Origin of the sequence: Helicobacter monodelphidis (assembly GCF_003288845.1) — a bacterium.
GTDB lineage: Bacteria > Campylobacterota > Campylobacteria > Campylobacterales > Helicobacteraceae > NHYN01.
Window position 1 is genome coordinate 46,576 of record NZ_NHYN01000008.1, and the last position, 20,662, is coordinate 67,237.

The 20,662-nt window shown below is 35.7% G+C and carries 20 protein-coding genes; 10 read left to right on the forward strand and 10 right to left on the reverse strand.

The genetic code is table 11. The annotated features are described in order from the left end of the window. Positions 1-4 precede the first annotated feature (4 nt). A complete protein-coding gene (gene purB / locus CCZ01_RS05030) occupies positions 5-1,336 on the forward strand; it encodes an adenylosuccinate lyase (protein WP_112052137.1) in 1,332 nt (443 codons plus the stop codon). An 81-nt stretch (positions 1,337-1,417) separates the two neighbouring features. On the opposite strand, the gene htpG is transcribed toward purB, so the two are convergent. Genes htpG through CCZ01_RS05065 form a run of 7 tightly spaced genes read right to left on the reverse strand, consistent with a single transcriptional unit; the run spans position 1,418 to position 7,991 of the window. Further along, positions 1,418-3,283 (reverse strand): molecular chaperone HtpG, encoded by a 1,866-nt coding sequence (htpG, locus tag CCZ01_RS05035; protein ID WP_112052138.1) that lies wholly within the window; start codon positions 3,281-3,283, stop codon positions 1,418-1,420. Positions 3,284-3,328: 45 nt separating this feature from the next. Further along, entirely contained in the window at positions 3,329-3,952 is a 624-nt protein-coding gene (locus CCZ01_RS05040; protein ID WP_112052139.1) for a hypothetical protein, read from the reverse strand. Then, positions 3,952-5,103, reverse strand: a complete 1,152-nt coding sequence (gene folP / locus CCZ01_RS05045) for a dihydropteroate synthase (RefSeq protein WP_258436744.1) — start codon at positions 5,101-5,103, stop codon at positions 3,952-3,954. The genes CCZ01_RS05040 and folP overlap by 1 nt, the downstream gene beginning before the upstream one ends. After that, positions 5,081-5,743: a DNA polymerase III subunit delta' gene (locus tag CCZ01_RS05050; protein ID WP_112052140.1), complete on the reverse strand. Its 663-nt coding sequence runs from the start codon at positions 5,741-5,743 to the stop codon at positions 5,081-5,083. The genes folP and CCZ01_RS05050 overlap by 23 nt, the downstream gene beginning before the upstream one ends. A gap of 2 nt (positions 5,744-5,745) precedes the next feature. Continuing rightward, the gene (locus CCZ01_RS05055) at positions 5,746-6,303 is read right to left on the reverse strand and encodes a HobA family DNA replication regulator (protein ID WP_112052141.1); all 558 of its coding nucleotides are present in this window, start codon (positions 6,301-6,303) and stop codon (positions 5,746-5,748) included. Positions 6,304-6,308: 5 nt separating this feature from the next. After that, positions 6,309-7,514, reverse strand: a complete 1,206-nt coding sequence (locus CCZ01_RS05060; RefSeq protein WP_112052142.1) for an aspartate kinase — start codon at positions 7,512-7,514, stop codon at positions 6,309-6,311. Then, positions 7,515-7,991 carry an RNA pyrophosphohydrolase gene (locus CCZ01_RS05065; RefSeq protein ID WP_112052143.1) on the reverse strand — a complete coding sequence of 159 codons (477 nt, stop codon included), beginning with the start codon at positions 7,989-7,991 and terminating at the stop codon, positions 7,515-7,517. Between the two features lie 79 nt (positions 7,992-8,070). On the opposite strand from CCZ01_RS05065, the gene hemW reads away from it, so the two are divergent. Further along, entirely contained in the window at positions 8,071-9,108 is a 1,038-nt protein-coding gene (gene hemW, locus CCZ01_RS05070; protein ID WP_181566319.1) for a radical SAM family heme chaperone HemW, read from the forward strand. Positions 9,109-9,155: 47 nt separating this feature from the next. Here hemW and CCZ01_RS05075 read toward each other — a convergent pair whose 3' ends face one another. After that, positions 9,156-10,625, reverse strand: coding sequence for a hypothetical protein (locus tag CCZ01_RS05075; RefSeq protein WP_112052145.1), 1,470 nt, complete (start codon positions 10,623-10,625; stop codon positions 9,156-9,158). A 140-nt stretch (positions 10,626-10,765) separates the two neighbouring features. Next, positions 10,766-13,372, reverse strand: coding sequence for a YhdP family protein (locus CCZ01_RS05080; RefSeq protein ID WP_181566320.1), 2,607 nt, complete (start codon positions 13,370-13,372; stop codon positions 10,766-10,768). Between CCZ01_RS05080 and mltG the strand changes: the two genes are divergently transcribed. The 7 genes from mltG (at position 13,326) to CCZ01_RS05115 (ending at position 18,587) form a co-directional block, all read left to right on the forward strand. Further along, complete coding sequence (gene mltG, locus CCZ01_RS05085; RefSeq protein ID WP_112052147.1) at positions 13,326-14,258, forward strand: endolytic transglycosylase MltG; 933 nt, start codon at positions 13,326-13,328, stop codon at positions 14,256-14,258. The genes CCZ01_RS05080 and mltG overlap by 47 nt on opposite strands. Positions 14,259-14,337: 79 nt before the next feature. Further along, positions 14,338-15,288 carry a malate dehydrogenase gene (locus CCZ01_RS05090; protein WP_112052148.1) on the forward strand — a complete coding sequence of 317 codons (951 nt, stop codon included), beginning with the start codon at positions 14,338-14,340 and terminating at the stop codon, positions 15,286-15,288. 110 nt (positions 15,289-15,398) lie between these two features. Next, on the forward strand, positions 15,399-15,716 hold the full coding sequence (locus tag CCZ01_RS05095) for a 4Fe-4S binding protein (protein WP_112052149.1): 318 nt from the start codon (positions 15,399-15,401) through the stop codon (positions 15,714-15,716). 1 nt (position 15,717) lies between these two features. Continuing rightward, positions 15,718-16,845 (forward strand): 2-oxoglutarate synthase subunit alpha, encoded by a 1,128-nt coding sequence (locus CCZ01_RS05100; RefSeq protein WP_112052150.1) that lies wholly within the window; start codon positions 15,718-15,720, stop codon positions 16,843-16,845. Further along, positions 16,846-17,670: a 2-oxoglutarate ferredoxin oxidoreductase subunit beta gene (locus CCZ01_RS05105; protein WP_112052151.1), complete on the forward strand. Its 825-nt coding sequence runs from the start codon at positions 16,846-16,848 to the stop codon at positions 17,668-17,670. Further along, positions 17,670-18,227: a 2-oxoacid:acceptor oxidoreductase family protein gene (locus tag CCZ01_RS05110; protein ID WP_112052152.1), complete on the forward strand. Its 558-nt coding sequence runs from the start codon at positions 17,670-17,672 to the stop codon at positions 18,225-18,227. The genes CCZ01_RS05105 and CCZ01_RS05110 overlap by 1 nt, the downstream gene beginning before the upstream one ends. Positions 18,228-18,335: 108 nt before the next feature. After that, positions 18,336-18,587, forward strand: coding sequence for a hypothetical protein (locus tag CCZ01_RS05115; protein ID WP_112052153.1), 252 nt, complete (start codon positions 18,336-18,338; stop codon positions 18,585-18,587). A 60-nt stretch (positions 18,588-18,647) separates the two neighbouring features. On the opposite strand, the gene CCZ01_RS05120 is transcribed toward CCZ01_RS05115, so the two are convergent. Beyond that, entirely contained in the window at positions 18,648-19,415 is a 768-nt protein-coding gene (locus CCZ01_RS05120) for a leucine-rich repeat domain-containing protein (protein WP_181566321.1), read from the reverse strand. 152 nt (positions 19,416-19,567) lie between these two features. Between CCZ01_RS05120 and CCZ01_RS05125 the strand changes: the two genes are divergently transcribed. Further along, positions 19,568-20,488 carry a DMT family transporter gene (locus CCZ01_RS05125; RefSeq protein WP_112052155.1) on the forward strand — a complete coding sequence of 307 codons (921 nt, stop codon included), beginning with the start codon at positions 19,568-19,570 and terminating at the stop codon, positions 20,486-20,488. Positions 20,489-20,662 lie beyond the last annotated feature (174 nt).

Below are 20,662 nucleotides of genomic sequence, written 5' to 3' on the forward strand. Positions count from 1 at the left end.
AAATATGATAGAACGATATGCAAGAAAGGAAATGAAAGCCCTTTGGGATATGAATGCAAAGTACAGTGCATGGCTAGAGGTAGAAAAGGCATTAGTGCGAGGCTGGAATCAACTTGGACTAATTCCAGATTCTGATTGTGAGAAAATCTGTAAAAATGCAAAATTTGACATTGCACGAATTGATGAAATAGAGGCAGTTACAAAGCATGATCTTATCGCATTCACAACAAGTGTCGCTGAGTCTTTAGGGGAAGAAAGTCGATGGGTGCACTATGGAATTACTTCGAGTGATTGTATTGACACGGCGGTGGCATTACAAATGCGTGATTCTTTGAAAATCATTATTGAAGATATAAAGATTTTAAGAAAAATACTCAAAAAACGCGCTTATGAACATAAGGACACATTAATGGTGGGGCGCAGTCATGGGATTCATGGAGAACCCATTACCTTTGGCTTGGTTTTAGCAATTTGGTATGATGAGATGGGGCGCCATTTAAATGCCCTGCAATCAACCTTAGAAGTCATTAGCGTGGGGCAATTGAGTGGGGCTATGGGAAATCTTGCACACACCCCCATCGAATTAGAAGAAATTGTTTGCTCTATGCTTGGATTAAAACCTGCGAGGGTTAGTAATCAGGTTATACAACGCGATAGCTATGCACGATTAATGAGTGATTTAGCACTTCTAGCTAGTAGTTGCGAAAAGATTGCTGTTGAAATTAGACACCTACAACGAACAGAAGTTTATGAAGCAGAAGAATACTTTAGCAAGGGGCAAAAAGGAAGTTCTGCAATGCCACATAAACGCAATCCAGTTCTAAGTGAAAATATTACAGGGCTATGCAGAATAATCCGCTCCTATGCTATTCCGGCAATGGAAAATGTTGCACTATGGCACGAAAGGGATATTAGCCATTCCAGTGTGGAGAGATTTATTTTGCCAGATGGATTCATCACGACAGATTTTATGCTTCATCGCTTAAGCGGATTGCTTGAACAGCTTGTGGTTTACCCCAAAAATATGATAAAAAATCTTAACCTAACTGGAGGGCTTGTTTTTTCACAAAGAATTCTACTGGAACTTCCAAAAAGAGGTGTATCGCGTGAAGATTCCTATAAAATTGTGCAACGCAATGCAATGAAAGTATGGGCGGACTTACAAGAAGGTAAAGCGGTTTTGAACGCAAACGATGAAAGTCTATATTTACAATATCTCCTTGAAGACAAAGAGCTCGTGGAATATATCGGGCAAGACGCCATACGAGAATGTTTTCATGTACAATATTACACCAAAAATGTCGACGCTATTTTTAAGAGAGTATTCGAAGTATAAATAGAAACTTTTAAATAAAAATTTTAGAAGGTAACAAAATTCATTACCTTCTAAGACAATTTAATTTGGAAAGAAACATACCTAAATGCTTTTCTCCAAAATCCTATTCATTCTTTGAATAAAACTTGTCGGTTCTTTCAATGTTCCATTTTCAAGCAATAAAGCTTGCTCAAGAAGTAAATGGGCATATTCTGCATTTTTATGGTTATCATTACAAAGCAATAAACGTATTAAAATAGGGTGTTCAGGATTAATCTCAAGGATAGGTTTTCCTTCTGGAATATCACCAAACTGCCCCATCTGTCGCATAAGATTCTTTATTGCAATACTAGATTCATCTTTATAAACAATACAAGCAGGTGAGCTAACAAGCTTTTTTGATAGCACAACATCTTCAACTTTTTCACCTAGCTCCTCTCTAAAAGTTGCAATCAAATCTTTAAACTTTTCCTGCTCTTCGGCACTCACTGATTCTAAGATAAATTCTTCATCAGCTTCCTTACTATTAATCGAAACAAGCTTAGTATGCTCATATTCTTGGATATTTGGCATTACAATAGCATCAATTTCTTCATCAAACAATAGCACTTCAATGCCTTTTTTCCTAAATCGCTCAAGCATAGGAGAATCACCAATGCTCTGATTATTTTGTGCCAATAAATAGTAAATGGCTTTCTGATTTTCTTGCATTCTCTCTTTGTATTCCTTAAAAGAAACTTGTTCTCCATTGACACTTGAAGAGAATCTAACCAAATTCAACAAACGATCACGATTCTCAAAATCTCCATATAAACCCTCTTTTAATACCCGACCAAACTCATCATAAAATGGTTTATATCTTTCTTTATCCTTAGCAATTTCCTCAATTTCTCCTAATATCTTCTTTACAGACGCACTCTTAATATTAGCCAAAATACGATTCTGTTGCAAAATTTCACGACTTACATTCAAAGGAAGATCTTCACTATCAATAACTCCGCGTACAAAGCGCAAGTAAGTTGGCAACAACTCCTTATCATCATCAGTAATGAATACACGTTTAACATAGAGTTTAACGCCGGAACGATAATCTGGACGATATAAATCAAAAGGTGCTTTTTGTGGAATATAAAAAAGGGTTGTATACTCCAAACCACCTTCAACTTTTGTATGCACCCAGCACAATGGGTCGCTAGAATCATGACTTAAGCTCTTGTAAAATTCTTTATATTCTTCTTCTGAAATTTCACTTTTAGCAAGCCTCCATAACGCAGATGCCTTATTGACTTGTTCATATTGCTCTTTCTCTCCAGTTTCTTTTCCTTCTTTATCGTACTCTTTTTTCTGATAACGTAAAAAAATGGGGAAAGGAATATGATCTGAATAGCGTCTAATAATTTCGCTTAAACGATAATGACTTAAAAATTCTTCTTCATCATCATTTAAAAATAATGTAATATGACTACCAAACTCTTTCCTGTCAGCAAGTGCAATCTCATATTCTCCTTTTCCAATGCTCTTCCAGAGATGAGATTCCTCAACAAGAGGCTTCCTAGAAACAACATGCACTTCCTTAGCAACCATAAATGCAGAATAAAATCCGACCCCAAATTGCCCAATCAACGCCGAATCTTTCTTCTTATCGCCGACCATGTTGTTTAAAAATCCCTTTGTCCCACTACGTGCAATTGTCCCTAAATTCTCTACCAATTCCGCCTCATTCATACCAATACCATTATCAATCACACTAATTGTTTTTGCATTCTCGTTAATACAAATTTCAATCTTAGGGGTAAATTCTAAATTTTTATATGCATCATCAGTATGCGTTAAATATTGTAATTTTTCAAGCGCATCAGAAGCATTTGAAATTAGCTCCCGCAAAAAAATTTCTTTATTAGAATATAAAGAGTGAATCATCAAATCAAGCAATTGATTCACTTCTGTTTGAAAACTATGTTTTGACATTATTAACTCCTTACAAAATTAAACGGATATTATAACATTAAAAAACTAAAAAGTCCCACTCTCCTCTTCGCCATACTTAATAAAATCACGCACAATCATCTCTTTAAGATGTGCCATATAGGTATATTTTTGATTGTCTTTTTTAAGTTTTTGTAAGACAAATTCTAAACGATGAATCTGAAAACGAATCGCTGTATAATGAGCCATTTGTTCTTCCAACTCATCTGGCGGAAGTTCCTTATAATATTCCTCAATTTTATCTAAAAGAATTTCTTGATACTCACTGCACTTAATCAATAGCATTCCCTCAAGACTCTTAAAAAAACTACCCGTACTCATATGGGCAAAAAAGTCTAAAATATCTTCATACTCATGTTCTTTCACCATTGCACCGATAATTGTGTAAATATCATCAGCACTATTTCTATGCTCTATAATTTGATCCCAATAGTGCTTAAGTGGTGTTGGATAACCTCCGTTATCTACCTCTGTTTTTTCATTTTCAACAATACCCTGCTCAATCAGAATATCCTCAAAACTATTTATGAATTTTTTACTTTCTTCATTAAAGAGAGACTGGATATCCTCAAGATCCATCTGTTTAAGCTTATCTAGTGAATGTCCATGCAACTGAAGTTGTGCAACCAAATCTTTGTATGATAACGGCATTATACCCTCCTTAATGCTTGTTTAATGGCTAACATTTGTTTATGCTCTTTAACATCATGGCAACGAATAATACTTGCACCATGCTCCAAAGCCTCTGCGTGCAAAATCAAACTACCCGGCAATCTTTCTTCAGGTTCTGAAGGATAAACAGCTCCTATCATCGATTTACGACTTGCACCCACTAAAAGCGGTAAACGATAGGCTTGAAAATTAGAAAGATGGGCAATAAGGGAAAAATTATGCTCATAGCTTTTACCAAAACCAATCCCCACATCTAAAATCAGATTTGTAATCCCTTCAGCATTCAAGCTTTGAATTTTATCTGCAAAAAATGCGTCCACCTCCTCTAATACATTATCGTAGTGTGGGCAATCTTGCATATTCTTAGGATTGTTTTGCATATGCATAAGAATAACTTTGCATTGTGTAGCTACTGCAATTTGGACCATACGCGAATGACGCAATGCCGTGATATCATTCAAGATACTAAAACCACTTTCTAAAGCTAATTCTGCAACCTTTGGAGAATAAGTATCCACACTCAAAGCAACTTTAGCTGCAATATTTTCACTTTTAATTGCATAAAAAACTTCCCGAACACGTTCTAATTCCTCTTCTTCTTCCAGCCATGCACTTCCAGGCCGACTAGAAGCCGCACCAATATCAATTATGTCTGCACCTTCATCAATAAATTGATAAATCCTTTCTATTGCTTCTTGCGTGTTACAACGACTTTGTAAATAAAAACTATCAGGTGTGAGGTTGATCACACCCATAATTTGTGCTGAAAATATTGGTGTATGAATATGTCTTTGTAATTGCATAGCTAGCTGCTTTAAATCAAAAGGTTGTTGTTTGCATTTTTGGATAAGAATGGGGAGTAAATTTCGCGTAATTATTAAAATTGCATCAACTTTTTTAATACCTAAAATTGCTTCTTTGGGCAATGCAACTTCCGCCCCTAAGCTTAATGCCTCTTGCTTGAGAATTAATGCTGCAGGAGTTTTTAAATCCTTAATAAAAAAAAATTCTATTTGTGCCTTTTGTTGCATAATACGAACACCGCCCTTCTCGCATCCCAAACTACTCAAATATGACGCAATATCTTTAGGCATAATTTTAACCAAATTAAGCATATTTGATTCTCGCATTTTGCTTATGCCTTAAAATACGCAACAGCAAAGGTAAAAATATATGTTCGGCTCGTTCAAATTGTTCTGCCAACAAAAAAGCTTGATGAAATGCCTGCAAATCCTCCTCATTAAGAGGAATATTTACCTGTTTCGCACAAATCAAAAGAGCAGAGACTCTTTCCTTTACTTCCTCTTTGCTAATAAATTCCTTACCAAAAGCTTTCAAAAAAGTATAAATAGAATCCAAACTTATATTTTGCAAATCTATATTAAGGCTTGGAAGCGACACATTTTGACGCATATTCACAATGCGTAATCTAGAACGAATCGTTGGAAGAATGGCAGACTTGCTCGATGTAATAAGCGTAAAATAGACAGAGGATGGTGGTTCCTCTAAAATCTTTAGCAAAGAATTTTGTGCATATTCATTATATGACTTTGCCGCTAAAACCATACGCGTCGCTGAATAATGGTGAATGTAGGCAAGACGTACCACTTCCTTTGCATCATCAATCTCAAAAATATCTCTAAAACAAAATAAGAAGAACATAGAATCCGATGATTTAAATTTTACCTGCAAAGATTCAAAGCATTCTTGCGGAGAATCAACCAACAAAATGAAAGAACCCTGCTCCTCATCTAAAGCAAATTCTTGCATAATCAAGACTCCAAATTAACATCGCCAAAAATTGCAGCCGAAAGACTCTTATCAAAAATTCTTAGAAGCTGCATTAACTTAATATCAAGCAATTCATCAGATTGTAGCCAAAAACTATTTTGCAAACGATCATCTAAAATCCAATTAAAGCTAAATTCTCGCCCTAAAGAAAGCTTTGCACAAGTACCACTTCCTCTACCAATATACCAAAAAATATACTTGTCTCCCAATGAAATTGCTAACATATCTTGCAAAAGACTCACATCGCTAGGGTCAGAATCAAAATGATAAAACTGTGTATAAACAGAATTCAAAGAATAAAGCGGTATAAATGGACGTCCTTTACGAGGATGATTTAAAAAATGAAGAATGTAATCCACAAACCAAGAACGTTCCTCATCACTCATTAAAATAACGCTATATCCGTCCAAAATACGCATCAACACACTTTGGGTAAGTGCAATCCATTCTGTCTTGCGATCCTCCAGCCAAACGGCAGGCTTACTTGCATCATTACGGATTGTCTTAATCGTCCATGAATAAAAATCTTTATTTTCCATTCAACTCACTTATCTAGTTCAAAGGCCGAATGCATAGAACGAATGGCTAACTCTGCATACTGTAAATCAATCAATACAGAAATTTTAATTTCACTTGTGCTAATCATCATAATGTTGATTTGCTCATTTGCAAATGTTGTAAAAACCTTGCTTGCAATACCTGTATGAGACTTCATACCCACACCTACAATAGAAACTTTTGCAATATTATCATCATATTCAATCTGTGCAAAACTACCCTTAAAACTTTTTAAAACACTCTTAGCTAATTCTAATTCCGTCTTAGGAATGGTAAAATCTAGGTCGGTTTTACCATCATAACCAATTGTTTGCACAATCATATCCACATTAATATTTGCCTCAGCAAGAGTGCCAAAAATTTCAGCAGCAATACCGGGCCTATCCTCTACCTCTGCAATACTCACGCGTGCCTGATTTTTATCTAAAGCAATTCCGCTAATGATGGGTTGTTCCATAATATCCTCTTCTTTAGTAATTAATGTACCTGGATTATCGCTAAAAGTGCTACGCGTTACCAGCTTAACATCAAGTTTTTTTGCTAATTCCACAGAACGATTCAGCAAAACCTTAGCTCCCATGCTTGCCAATTCTAGCATTTCATCATAGCTAATTTTGTCAATTTTCTTTGCGTTGGGTTCAATGCGAGGGTCAGTCGTAAAAACACCTTCAACATCTGTATAAATCTCACACAAATCAGCCTTCAAAGCACCTGCAAGTGCAACGGCAGAAAGGTCGCTTCCACCACGTCCAAGTGTCGTAACATCACCTTTTTCATTCACACCTTGAAAACCTGCTACAATAACAATTTGTCCCTCATCGAGAAGTTGCAAAATGCGTTGGGTATCAATATGTTCAATATGAGCTTTTGTGTGGTAAGAATCTGTAAAAATCCCAGCATTCCTCCCGCTCAAAGAAATTGCCTTATGTCCCAATGTTTGTAGAGCAATTGCCAACAAAGCACTTGTTACACGTTCACCAGAGCTAAGAATCATATCAACTTCGCGCGGATCAGGTAAGGGGTCAAAATGTAAAGCGTAACCTAAAAGCTTATCCGTTTCACCACTCATCGCAGACACAACAATCACAACACGATCCTGAGGTTTTTTTGTCTCAAGAACACGTTTAGCAACATTATTGATACGTTCTAAGTCACCAACACTCGTTCCACCATATTTTTGAACAAGTAGCATTTATAGATAACCTCCTCTTTTAAAATAATCCAAAACATGTTTATAAATCATACGTTTAAAATTTGTAACTTCATTGAAAACAATCTTATAGGGGACAAACTTATAAGCATTAAACTCTGGAACTTCTGTTTGAATATTAATGAGTGAAGTTGAATGCAAACGTACCAAAAAATATTTTTGTCGTTGTCCACTAAAAGGATACATTTTTTGTGCAACAGAGGGTGGAAAATCATAAGTTACCCATTGCGGATATTCAGCAATTAAATCCACCCTATCTGTTCCAATTTCCTCTTTCAATTCCCTAAATAAAGCTTCTTTTGGGCTTTCTCCTTCATCGATACCCCCTTGCGGAAATTGCCACGCATCTTTAATATCCGTGCGACTCGCAATGAAAAATTCACATTTTTCAGGATACGCTGGTGAAACTATGACAGCAGCAACATTAGGACGATAAATTTTTTTCTCATTCTGCTCCATTGCTTACCTTAATCTGTAAACTCCTTTTTGGGTCGCACATTATAAAATAAGCAAGATAAAAACTCTCTGAGGAATGACAATGTTACTTTACTTTCATATACCATTTTGTGCCTCTAAATGCGGTTACTGTGCATTTAATTCCATTATTAATAATATAGATTTACATTTACCTTATTTTCAAGCTATGCAAACACAACTTAAATCATTTTTGTACCACTTAAATCCATCTATTGAAAGTGTTTTTATTGGAGGAGGAACACCCAATATTGTCAATTTTTGGCTTTATGAAAACCTATTTCAGATATTTATGCCCTTTGTACAAAAAAATGCTGAAATTACGCTTGAAGCAAATCCAGAATTCTTGAATGTAGAATTTATACGCCACATTCAAGAATATGGAGTGAATCGCATCTCGATGGGTGTCCAAAGCTTCAGCACACAGAAACTACAATGGCTTGAGAGGAATGCAACGCCCCATTCCATTCAATCAGCATTCATAGCTTTAGATCAAGCAAATTTTAAAAATATCAACATTGATTTGATTTATGGAACGCCCTTTGATGATTCTTTACAACTCTTAAATGAATTAGAATCTTTGCAACAATTACCCATTACCCATCTTTCTGCCTATCATTTGAGTATCGAAAATGGAAGTAAATTTAAACAAGATAAAAGGCAAAATTATGAGGGAGAAGAATTTTCTTTTCTTTTAGAAAAAGCAGGGTGGTGGCAATATGAAGTAAGTAATTATGTTCAGTGCAAAGAATGGATATGCCAACATAATTTAGGTTATTGGAATCGTAAAGAATATATCGGTGTTGGAGCTGGTGCGGTTGGTTTTCTACAGAATTACCGCTATACAAATCTTTTAAGCATTCAAGAATATATAAAAAACCCAAAGTATATCAAAAAAGAATTTTTATCTTCTCAAGAAGAATCCTTAGAGCGTTTATTTTTAGGGCTTCGCTGTGCAATTATCGGCGTAAAAAAAACAGATGTCCCTAATCAAGAAAATTTAGATATTGCAATCAAGGAGGGAATTGTTGAGGAAAGGAGTGGAAGAATCTACGCAAAATCACTCCTTCTAGCTGATGAAATTGCTTTATTTTTGAGTTAGTAAGTGTTAGCTAATACAATCATTAGCTAACACAAAAAGTTAAGGGGCTATTCTAAACCCTCAGCTTTGTAGGTGTTTAAGGCTTTTTGAGGGTTAAGAACCTCACCTTGTGCCTTTTGTTGCCCTAAGAGCATATCAAGGCTACTACCACTACTAGAAGTCGATGAAAAACTAGCAGAGAAACTAAATGAAGCAGAAAAGCTTAATGATGATCCGCTTTGTGCTTGAGTATGCTGAATCGTCATTTGTGCATAAATTTCTTTTTGCATCATTGAGAGAAATTTAATACCTACACCTTCTTCACCTAAACCAATTAGCTGTGCAAGCTCCCTTTCTTTTAGCTCTTTTTGGAGTAGCTCTAACGCCTCTTGATCTCCATTTTCCATCGCCTCTTTAATTTTCTCCGAAATCTGATCTTTCTCATTTAAACCTAAAGAATCACGCAACGCCTCTACGATTGTTTTACCATAGGAAAATGGATTTGCCAAAGTAGGCATATTTAAACTAGGTTGCTGTGCGTTATTAAGCCCATTTGCGGGAAGAGGTGTAATACCCTCTTCAGAATGCCCACCTCCTGAAGGATCTCTTGAAGCCCCTAAACCAAAAGGATCTGTTGCAAAAATACGCAACCCCTCAAGCAAAGAACCTAACCCCTCATTAAAGGCAGTGTCCAAAAGCCCATTAAATGGAGAATCTACGGCACTAAGCTGATTTTTGTCGCCTAAATCGTCCATAAAGAATCCAAACTTTGCTTGATCCAAATCACTTGTGTTGCCCGCATAAGAAAGCTCAATAGGGTCACCATTTTGTAGTTTTTCCAACAATGTTGGATCAAGTGTATCTTTACCGCCAGTGATCTTTGTATAAACACTATGCGTCAATGTAACTTCAGCTTCAATCATACGCGTTGTACCATCTTCACCCGTTACTTTTCCTGAAAAACTCAACTTATACGAACGCGTATATGCCATTTCTTGTGTCGCAACCCCTGTTGTGTTGTCATAAGACGCATTGAACTGTAGAGACTCGCTCGCCTCAAAACTATCCATTGGAACAAGGTTTAAGTTTGTAAGGTCAAATCCTTTATTTGCTGGAGCAACTGAATTAGAAGGCTTTTGTTGCTCTTCTAACCGCTCCTCTTCTTCTTTTTTCTTCTCATCATCACTTTTTTCTATCTGATCTGCAACGGGAGACGAAACCTTTGGGGTATTTGCAAGATTATTAAAAGGTGCAAAAGCACTTTTATTTTGGTTATTATTTTGGAACATATTTGTGATGCCCCGTAATTTTTCAACAATACCCTTTGCAAAATCCGCACGCAATTGCTCTTTTGCAGACTGCCCATCTGTATTTTCGATACCATTCCTAGCAGCATCTGTCTTCAGCTTATCTTTATCACCAACACCTTCACCTGCATTTTTCAATGTGTCTTGAGGTTGTTCCTCTTCAGGCTTACTAGGGCGAATCAATGAGCCAAGTTGTTGCGGTTGAAATGGATTAGTCTGTCCTATATACATTTTTTTACTCCTAATGCGTTTTTCTGGAAACTACCAACGATTATATCGGTATGTTTTAGATAAAAGTTTAGCATTCTTTACATAAAATTTGCACAAAAAAATTTTTTTTATTTTTTTAAGTAACAATAACCCATTCTTAATCAATCATTTTTTTTCAAGAATTGCATAGGGGTTTTTAGTATTCTTTCCAATAAATATGCCGGGCTTTGAATGGTTTGCTTGAGAATATTGGTTTGGATACGAACATCTTTTGTTGTCCCTGTAACTTCCAAAAAAGTCGAAAATGAACCATCCTGCCCTGTGATAATATAACCCATCAATGGGATATTATTGAGCAATGTACTTAAATTTTTAAAAGCGGCAATTTTTACATGAAAGTTAATCATCCCATCGCCAATACGAACAACCCCAGCACCTTGAGAATCTACAGAAGATCCATCAAATTCAAAACGATCAATTCTAATAATTTCATCACTAATTTCAAGGTTAATAGAACCGCTCTTGATTTTGTAACCACTATTATCAAAACCGGGCGATTTAAAAAGCAATAACGACGGAGCAGAATCTAAGAATGCAATAATATTTTGCAACCCAACAAGACTTTTAAATGTCGCATTCTTCAAAATAACATTCCCTTTAAAAACCCCGTCCTTATATTCTCCTGTAAGAGTATACTTTCCTCCCTTTACTGCCGATTCTCCCAAAAGTTTATTCATTAAAAATTCATTGATTTGCTCACCATGAATAGCAAAAACTTTATCAAAATATGAAATATTAATTGTGCTATTACCATTCTTGAGTGTTCCACTAAGATTTTTTTGCTTAGAAACTTCTAATCTCACCTGATTAAATGGCAATTGCCTTTCTAACATAAATAGTGTAATATTACTTCCTTGAATATGAATGGCTTTTGGAAGCTCTATTTCTTTCTCATCAGATTTATCATTGTCTAACTTAGACGAAAATGCAAAAACAATATCCCGCAAAGAAAGTGTAATAATATCAGAAACTTTAATATGAATTAAGCCATCACTGGAAAAAACTTCCGCCCGCCCCTGTGTATCAAAATTTCCAGAAAATTCCAAAGGTGTAAGCGGTTTTAGCGTTTGCGTAAGAATAGGTAAATTATGCTCGCGTACCCCCGCCTTGAATGTAAAATTCTTAAAATCGACTGTCTTGAGGGTTAAATGCCCATCACGAACATCTAGTGATTGAAGAATTTTAGAATATGGAGAAAGGTTCAAGAGATGTTGGATATGAATACTCGTTTCTGTACCCAAAGATAACTCTAAAGGCAAAGTTGGAAAATTAATCGCAACAGATTCTTTGAAGTCTCCAAAAAAAGGAATTTCTTGAGGAGGCAAATTAAGAATCTCGCCATCGTCAAAAAGCACAAGCTTATTTGCTTGTAACTTACCCTGCATATTCATTTTTTGTGTATCTAAAATCATTGAAACACTCCCCTTAATTTTAGGGGTAGAGAGAGTTTCAATCGCCATATTTTCAAAAGCAACAAAATTATCTTTCAATAAAACTTCAACGCCTGTCGTAGAAAATTCAAACCCCTTCAAAGAAAAATTACTTTGCTGTGCTACAAATCTTCCTTTAACACTCATCTCTCTTTCATCAAAAGGGATAGAAAGTTGCAATTCAGCATTTACATTACCATTTTTTTGGCTGATAGGTAACTGAATCTCGTAAGCTTCAAGAATCTTAAGAATTTTTTGGTTTAGTCGCGTTTTTGTTAAAATATTAATGTTAAGGTTTGGATGCTCAAAAATATGCTCTATGCTGACATTGCTACCTTGCAAGGAAATATCTTCATAAAATGGGTCAACAAGAGAAAAATTTACCTCGCCCTTATGAAAAATTCCATTAATTTCTTGTAAAATAATAGGTGAAAGGGTTTTTTGGAAAAAAATCTTTGCGGTAGAAATTTTTACTTCAATATATAGATTATCGATAATACTTTGCAGAATGTTTTTTGCAGAAAAATTACCCTTTGAAGTAACTTTTGTGATTTGAAAATCACCCTGAATATTCTCTAAAATCCATTCTTTAGGTTCTTTACTAAGAGACTGGATTACTTCAAAATCTTGCAGAATATCCGTATAAACCTGATAACCAAAAGGTAACGATGAACCCTCAAGCATAATATCTTCAAAATTACTTTCAATATGAAAATTAAATAAGAAATCGTCTCGAATCGATAATGCCCCTCTTAATAAAATATTTTTCTCTTCAAAATCATAATCCATAGCCCCTGTGATTGAAATCTGCTTAGGAAGATAACTAATTTCAGCAAAATGTACGCGTATTTGATTAATATCATCATTACTTGAAAACAAATCAATCTCAATACGCCAATCTGGCATCTGTACACTAATATGATTATCGCGTGCAAATGCTGAACCTACATAGTCTTGATAGATAATTTTCTTAATCTCAACATCACCAATTAAATTTAAAAATATTTCACTATTTTTAAGGATTCTTAGAGCTAAATTTACATTTTCCTGCAAATCTTGCTCATTTTCTTCTGATTGTGAATCCTGCAAAATTTGTAAATCGTCTATAACAATATTCAACTTTTTATCTAAAGTAAGGTAAAATTCCTGAATTTTTACAGAACCTAAAGTAAGAGATGGGATATAGATTCCGCTCTTTAAAAAACTATATAGCCCTAAAAATAGGAGTAATATGACAGAAAAAAAAATAAAAATGGCAAGTATTGGTTTTGATTTCATCTGCATTCTTTTTTTAATATTTGTTTGCTATTTAGCAATGCCCGTAACTTCAAATCGTGTGATTTACCTTCCTAAAGGTGGCGTGAGTGAAATTATAACATATCTACAAGAAAAAAATTTTGAAGTTTGTAAGTTTGATGGGCTTTTTGTGCGTATGTTCGGCTATCCTCAAAGCGGTTGGATTGATATAAAAGCAACACATCTAAGTCGTGGAGACTTCTTATATCGCCTAACAAAAGCAAAGGCAGCAATTAAAACCATCACCCTCATTCCGGGTGAAACAATGTATTTTTTTGCACAAGACATTGCAAAAGAATTTGACCTCTCTGCAACAAAAATTTTGGAAGCTTACAAAAAATATGCAAAATATGAGGATGGTGTAATTCTCGCTGATACCTACCATATTCCCATGGGTATCACAGAAGAGAATCTTGTCTTGTATCTCCTCAACCATTCCTTAGAGAGACATAAAGCCCTTTCCATCAAGATTTTGGGTGAATATGATGAGGTGCAATGGTTCAAATACATTATCATTGCTTCTATTATCCAAAAAGAATCAGCCAATATTCCGGAAATGCCTTTAGTATCAGCTGTTATTCATAATCGCTTAAAGAAAAAAATGCCTTTGCAAATGGATGGTAGCTTAAATTATGGACAATATTCGCATACTCCCATCACAGCTAAAAGAATTCGTAACGATTCTACACTATATAATACTTATCGCCACAAAGGAATTCCCCACAATCCCATTGGTAGCGTGGGTTTCGACGCAATTAAGGCTGCCATTTCACCAGCCGATGTTGACTATTTATTTTTTGTTAAAAATCCGCAAGGAACGCATACTTTCACAAGGACATACAATGAACATCTTAAAAATATTCATTAATTTTTTTCGACTCAAGAAGTTTTAAGTTATTTTATTTGAAACTTCTATATGTAAAACTTTGTTATAAGAGGAATAGCAGATGACACAAAGCTATCAAAAAGTATGCGTTTTAGGTGCTGGTAAAGTTGGTGGAACACTCGTTCAGATTCTTGCAAATTATAATTTATGTCACGAAATATGGATTAAAGATAGCAATATAGATGTTGCCAAGGGAGTCGCGTTAGATACAATGCAATCAGCAATTTTGCGAGGTAGTAGTACACAGGTGCATGTTGTGGAAGAAGCGAGTGAAATTGAGGGTTGCCAGATTCTATTTTTCTGTGCAGGTTCACCAAGACTACCCGGAATGAGTCGTGATGATTTACTTCTAGCAAACGCAAAAGTTGTTTCTACTGCCCTAAGTAGCCTCAGTAACTATCTCCAAAACACAATTATTGTTATGGTTACAAACCCCCTTGATGCAATGGTTTATACAGCACTCCATTGCTTAGGCCTAAAAGCATCGCAGGTTATTGGGATGGCAGGTGTATTAGATAGTGCGAGGATGAGTTATTTTATTGCTGAAAAATTAGGTTTTGGTGCTGGACATATTACAGCTTCTGTGATGGGTGGGCATGGTGACGATATGCTACCTCTGGAACGTTTAAGCTCTGTAGGCGGAATTCCCTTGACTGATTTACTTAGTCAAAAAGAGATAGAGGACATTATTCAAAAAACACGTAATGGTGGTGCACAAATTGTTAATTATTTCAAGAATGGTTCAGCTTATTATGCACCAGCAATGTCTGTTGCAAAAATGGCAAACGCAATACTTAGAGATACAAATGAAATTCTCCCTTGCTCTGTTTTATTGCAAGGTGAATACGGTTATAGTGATGTTTGTACGGGAGTACCTGTGTTGCTTGGGCAAGGTGGCGTTAAAAAAGTGTTTGAGATTCGATTAACAGATAAGGAAAAAGAACTTTTTGCAAGGTCTATCCAGTCTGTGCAAAGCTTAATTCAAACTTTAAAATCTCATCAAGTTTGTTAAAAAAGGGCTAGAATCAGCCTCAAGGTTTTTAAGGAGGCTTTGAGGCTGATTCTAGCTTCTTGAAGTGTTTGAAGCCATAATTGGCAGAATTTTAACTAAAGGAAAAGTATATGGCAAAAATGGTAGCCCCTGCTAATACGCCTGTATGGGTAGATGAAAGTCGGTGTAAGGCTTGCGATCTTTGCGTTTCTTTGTGTCCTAGTGGAACATTAGCAATGCAATCTGGTAGCCAATATGTTTTGGGTAAGATTGTTAAAGTGATTGAAGCAAATAGCTGTATAGGGTGCAATGATTGTGAATTGCATTGCCCGGATTTTGCAATTCATGTTGCAGAAAAATCAGAATTTAAATTTGCTAAATTAACAGAAGAGTCAAAAAATAGAGCACAAAAGATTAAAGAAAATCGGTTTATGGTGATAGGAGAGTAGAATGAGTAGAGAGGAAATTGCAAGCGGCAACGAATTAGTTGCATTGGCAGCCGTAGATGTAGGCTGTAGGTTTTTTGGTGGTTATCCCATTACTCCCTCTAGTGAAGTCGCACATGATATGAGCTGGAGACTTCCAAAAGTGGGTGGGAAATTTATCCAAATGGAAGATGAAATTGGCGGAATCTCTGTTGCATTGGGTGCAGCAATGTCTGGCGTTAAGTCAATGACTGCAACCTCTGGACCAGGAATCTCTTTAAAGTCTGAACAAATTGGCTTAGGTTTTATGGCTGAAATTCCATTAGTCATTGTAAATGTTATGCGTGGAGGACCTTCAACAGGACTTCCTACAAGGGTTGCACAAGGCGATATTTTACAAGCGGCAAATCCAACGCATGGGGATTATCAGTCTATTGCACTTTGTCCGGGTAGCCTTGAAGAAGCATATACAGAAGCTGTACGTGCTTTTAATCTTGCAGAAGAATTTATGACACCCGTATTTTTATTACTTGATGAAACGCTTGGGCACATGTATGGGAGAGCAGTTCTTCCGGATTTGGCTGACATTCAAAAAAATATTGTGAATCGTAAAACTTTTGAGGGTAATCCAAAAGATTATAAGCCTTATGAGCGTAAAGAAGATGAACCTGCAGTCTTAAATCCTTTCTTTACGGGTTACCGCTACCATATCACAGGACTTCATCATGGTCCACTTGGCTTTCCTACAGAAGATGCAAAACTTTCTCAAAACCTCATCGATCGCTTATTTAATAAAATTCTTCACAAGCAAGATCGTATTGAAAGCTATGAAGAATATAAATGTGAAGATGCAGACCGCATTCTTATTGCCTATGGCTCTACCTCAAGAAGTGCCAAAGAAGCGGTGGATAGAATGCGTGAGAATGGTGTAAAAATTGGCTTATTTAGACCTATCACATTGTGGCCATCTCCTGTAAAAAAACTACAAGAGATTGGTAAGAAATTTGACAAAATTCTTGTAGCAGAGTTAAATAAAGGGCAGTATTTACGCGAAATTGAACGTGTAATGAAAAAAGATGTAAAATTTTTGGGCAAAGCAAATGGACGCCCTCTTTCTCCTTCAGAGATAATCAATGCAATTAAGGAGCTATAAATGGCATTTAATTATGATGAATACCTAAGAGTAGATAAAATGCCAACACTATGGTGTTGGGGTTGTGGTGATGGAATTATCCTAAAAAGCGTGATTCGTGCGATTGATGCTTTAGGCTGGAATATGGATGATGTTTGCGTTGTGAGCGGAATTGGTTGTAGCGGACGCTTTTCTTCTTATATCAACTGTAATACAGTCCATACAACACATGGACGAACTCTTGCTTATGCCACAGGAATTAAGCTTGCACACCCAGAAAAGAAAGTAATTGTTGTTGGTGGTGATGGAGATGGGCTTGCTATTGGCGGAAACCACACTATTCACGCTTGTCGTCGTAATATTGACATCAATTATGTCTTGATTAATAACTTTATTTATGGCTTGACAAATTCTCAAACTTCGCCAACAACTCCTAAAGGAATGTGGACGGTAACCGCACAATACGGCAACATTGATCCAGAATTCGATGCATGTCGTTTAGCTGATGCTGCAGGTGCAACTTTTATCGCCAGGGAAAGTGTGTTAGACCCCAAAAAACTTGAAAAAGTGCTTAAAGAAGGATTCTCACATGAAGGCTTTAGCTTCTTTGATGTTTTTAGCAACTGCCACATCAACTTGGGAAGAAAAAACAAAATGGGTGAAGCAGTAGAAACCTTAAATTGGATTGAATCTCGCATTGTTTCAAAGAAAAAGTTTGACACTTTGAGTGAAGAGGAACAAAAGGGTAAATACCCCACCGGTCTTTTAAAGCATGACACAACACAGCAAGAATACTGCAAGGCTTATGCAGAAGTGATTGCTAAGGCACAAAAAGGGGGCAAGTAATGAGAGTACAGCTTCGTTTCACGGGAGTAGGAGGACAAGGCGTTCTTTTGGCAGGTGAGATTCTTGCAGAAGCAAAAATCCGCAATAAAGGCTATGGAGTTAAGGCAGCAACCTATACTTCTCAAGTACGTGGGGGACCAACAAAGGTAGATATTCTTCTTGATGATAAGGAAATTTTATATCCTTATGCAAATGAAGGAGAAATTGACTTTATGCTTTCAACAGCCGATATCAGCTATCACCAATTCAAAGATGGCATTAAAAAAGGAGGTATTGTTGTTGTAGAACCCAATCTTGTTACCCCTTCGGCAGGAGATAAAGATCAATTCAAAATCTATAGCATTCCTATCATCACAATTGCAAAAGAAGAGGTTGGCAATGTTGTAACACAATCCGTTGTTGCTTTGGCGGTAACTGTAACTTTTACTCAATGTGTTGACCGTGACCTTGTCTATAACACAATGATAGAAAAAGTCCCAGCAAAAGTTGTTGAATTAAACAAAAAAGCATTTGAATTGGGCGAAAAATATGCCAAAGAGGCTATGCAAAAGGGCTGATAAGTAAAAAAGAGTTTTAAGCAACAACAAAAAATAATAGTTTTTGCGTTGCTTGAACACTCAAGGCATCTCATTTGAGGTTAAGAAAATTTGCAGGATGCCGATATAATGTCTGTCCATCTTACAAATTTTAATAAAGGGCAAACCATGAATATTTCAGGAATGGCTGATGGAGCGGTTGCACAAGCGAATATCTATGCAATCAAAAAAGCTCTCAACACACAGGAAACCTTAATGGGAAGCTTGTTAAGTGGTATGGAACAAGCAACTCAAGGGAGTGCCGGGTTGGCAAGCTCGGCTTTGGCAGGTACATCAATGCCTTCAGTTATTGAAGACAATAAAATTGATGCGTATGCTTAATTAAGAATACTATATTCTTAACCTAAATCCTGAAAGCATTTAGCATTGAGCTAGATGCTTTCAGGTATAGATTCTTAGATTCTTTTTTCTTTTTTTGTGCTTTATTATGCTCTGTAAACCCTTAGCATGAATCTCTTTTAAGCTTGGCATATATAGAATTTCGCAAGGAATGTCTTTAAGCGGATTATTAGAAATAAAAATCCTTTCAAGCTGTGGTAATTGGGCTAATTCTGAAGGAATCTCTGCAATAAAGAGTCCCTCGATATGCAATTCCTTAAGTGTCATTAAATGTTCTTTACGACGATTAAACCCAATATGAATCTGTAACATATCCACCCAAACTGCCTCAGGAATACGATATTTTTCTGCCCATTTCCAAATTGCATCTATCCATTCTTCGCTATTTTCTAGTCTTTCCTGATAATATAAGCCCTCTATATACAAATCTTTTGAATAAGAATGTGGAATTTGATTCAGTGTTTCAGAAGGAACTCCACATACATTCAAGTATTTTAATTGGGGGAGTTTAAATAAAAAAGGGCTTAAAAACTGCAGTGGGTTATGGCTAAGATTCAACCATAAAAGATGATGTAATGTTTGAATAGAATCAGGAATTTCTTGCAATCGATTATACGAAAAATCAAGGGCATCGAGGCGGGTATTCCAAAAAATATTCTTCGGAATGCTACTAAAGTGATTGTATGCAAGATGAATACTTTTAATATCTTTATGCAAATATTTTTCTGGTAATTCTGTTAAATGAGAATGTTCCAAGTGCAATTCTTCAGAATGTTTTTGAAGTAAAGATAAAAAAATTTTTTTAATCAATCCAACCTCTCTTGGAGAAAATATCAACCAACAGCCAAAATTATAACATATCTATACATAAAAAAGATTGCTTTTTGTATTAATGACTATTTTAAACACTATATGTATTTTTTGTTGTAAAATACTTCTAATTTTAATAAGCGGGGATTAGAATGCTAAAAATCATCAAGCATAATCTTGGTATTTATTTTATGATTCTTGCCTGTCTTGATTTTGCATTACTAGGTGTATGCGTAAAACTATTAGGGGAAGAATTACCTTCTATCGAGGTTGCTTTTTTTAGAAATTTTTTTGCAACATTATTTCTTATTTATCTATTTTTCAAAGCAAAAAAACGTTTTCAGCAAAAATTTCAACAAAATAAATCTCAAATAGGCCTTCTTATCTTTCGTGGAATCGCAGGTGTTCTTGCCCTCTACCTCTTTTTCTACAATATCCAGCACATAACATTAGTGGGTGCTTTTGCTTTCCATAAAAGCTCTCCTATTTTTATCACACTTATCGCCTTTTTAATTTTTCGTGAAAATATTGGCTGGAGAGGATTCTTAGGTATTAGCATTGCATTTTTGGGTGTTTTATTTATCTCACAACCTTGGATGCTAAATATTGAAGTCGGATTCAGGGAATTATTACTCGGTCTAGCTTGTGGCTTTTTCTCTGCACTCTCTTTGCTAAGTGCCAGAAAACTTAAAGCAAGTTTTAGTACAGAAATTATTGCTTTGGGTTTTATGATTGTGGGTTCAATTATACCGCTAATCTCTATGTTTATCGGTGAATTTTATGCACCTAAAGAATTAGACTTTTTAATTGCAAAATTCCAATTTCCAAGCTTAAAAGCATGGATATTGGTGCTGATTATGGGGGCATTAAGTGCAATTTATCAAATCCATATTACCAAAAGCTTTGGCGTAGCAAAAAAAGCAGCTATTGTCGCTGGTGTTAGCTACCTTGATGTTGTATTCTCCTTGATTTTAGGGATATTTTTAGGAGATGCACTCCCTAACTTCTTAGTTATTTTAGGGGTTTGTGGGGTTATTTTTGGGGGGGTGATGGTCATCTACCGCCATCGATAAACAAAAAATGGGGAATTTTTGCCCTACCCTACTACATCAAACCAAATAACAGGATAGAGGAATTTTAAAACCCACAAAACAGAAACTTCAAAGGTCTTTAGCCTTTGGTATGAATGCTTATCAACAGAATTCATTGTTTTTTTGATTATCCTTGATTTTCTGTATCATTCTTAT

Bases quoted from the DNA above. Each gene is read 5' to 3' on its own strand.
- purB (WP_112052137.1), top strand. From the start codon at position 5: ATGATAGAACGATATGCAAGAAAGGAAATGAAAGCCCTTTGGGATATG.
- htpG (WP_112052138.1), bottom strand. From the start codon at position 3,283: ATGTCAAAACATAGTTTTCAAACAGAAGTGAATCAATTGCTTGATTTG.
- CCZ01_RS05040 (WP_112052139.1), bottom strand. From the start codon at position 3,952: ATGCCGTTATCATACAAAGATTTGGTTGCACAACTTCAGTTGCATGGA.
- folP (WP_258436744.1), bottom strand. From the start codon at position 5,103: ATGCGAGAATCAAATATGCTTAATTTGGTTAAAATTATGCCTAAAGAT.
- CCZ01_RS05050 (WP_112052140.1), bottom strand. From the start codon at position 5,743: ATGCAAGAATTTGCTTTAGATGAGGAGCAGGGTTCTTTCATTTTGTTG.
- CCZ01_RS05055 (WP_112052141.1), bottom strand. From the start codon at position 6,303: ATGGAAAATAAAGATTTTTATTCATGGACGATTAAGACAATCCGTAAT.
- CCZ01_RS05060 (WP_112052142.1), bottom strand. From the start codon at position 7,514: ATGCTACTTGTTCAAAAATATGGTGGAACGAGTGTTGGTGACTTAGAA.
- CCZ01_RS05065 (WP_112052143.1), bottom strand. From the start codon at position 7,991: ATGGAGCAGAATGAGAAAAAAATTTATCGTCCTAATGTTGCTGCTGTC.
- hemW (WP_181566319.1), top strand. From the start codon at position 8,071: ATGTTACTTTACTTTCATATACCATTTTGTGCCTCTAAATGCGGTTAC.
- CCZ01_RS05075 (WP_112052145.1), bottom strand. From the start codon at position 10,625: ATGTATATAGGACAGACTAATCCATTTCAACCGCAACAACTTGGCTCA.
- mltG (WP_112052147.1), top strand. From the start codon at position 13,326: ATGACAGAAAAAAAAATAAAAATGGCAAGTATTGGTTTTGATTTCATC.
- CCZ01_RS05080 (WP_181566320.1), bottom strand. From the start codon at position 13,372: ATGAAATCAAAACCAATACTTGCCATTTTTATTTTTTTTTCTGTCATA.
- CCZ01_RS05090 (WP_112052148.1), top strand. From the start codon at position 14,338: ATGACACAAAGCTATCAAAAAGTATGCGTTTTAGGTGCTGGTAAAGTT.
- CCZ01_RS05095 (WP_112052149.1), top strand. From the start codon at position 15,399: ATGGCAAAAATGGTAGCCCCTGCTAATACGCCTGTATGGGTAGATGAA.
- CCZ01_RS05100 (WP_112052150.1), top strand. From the start codon at position 15,718: ATGAGTAGAGAGGAAATTGCAAGCGGCAACGAATTAGTTGCATTGGCA.
- CCZ01_RS05105 (WP_112052151.1), top strand. From the start codon at position 16,846: ATGGCATTTAATTATGATGAATACCTAAGAGTAGATAAAATGCCAACA.
- CCZ01_RS05110 (WP_112052152.1), top strand. From the start codon at position 17,670: ATGAGAGTACAGCTTCGTTTCACGGGAGTAGGAGGACAAGGCGTTCTT.
- CCZ01_RS05115 (WP_112052153.1), top strand. From the start codon at position 18,336: ATGTCTGTCCATCTTACAAATTTTAATAAAGGGCAAACCATGAATATT.
- CCZ01_RS05125 (WP_112052155.1), top strand. From the start codon at position 19,568: ATGCTAAAAATCATCAAGCATAATCTTGGTATTTATTTTATGATTCTT.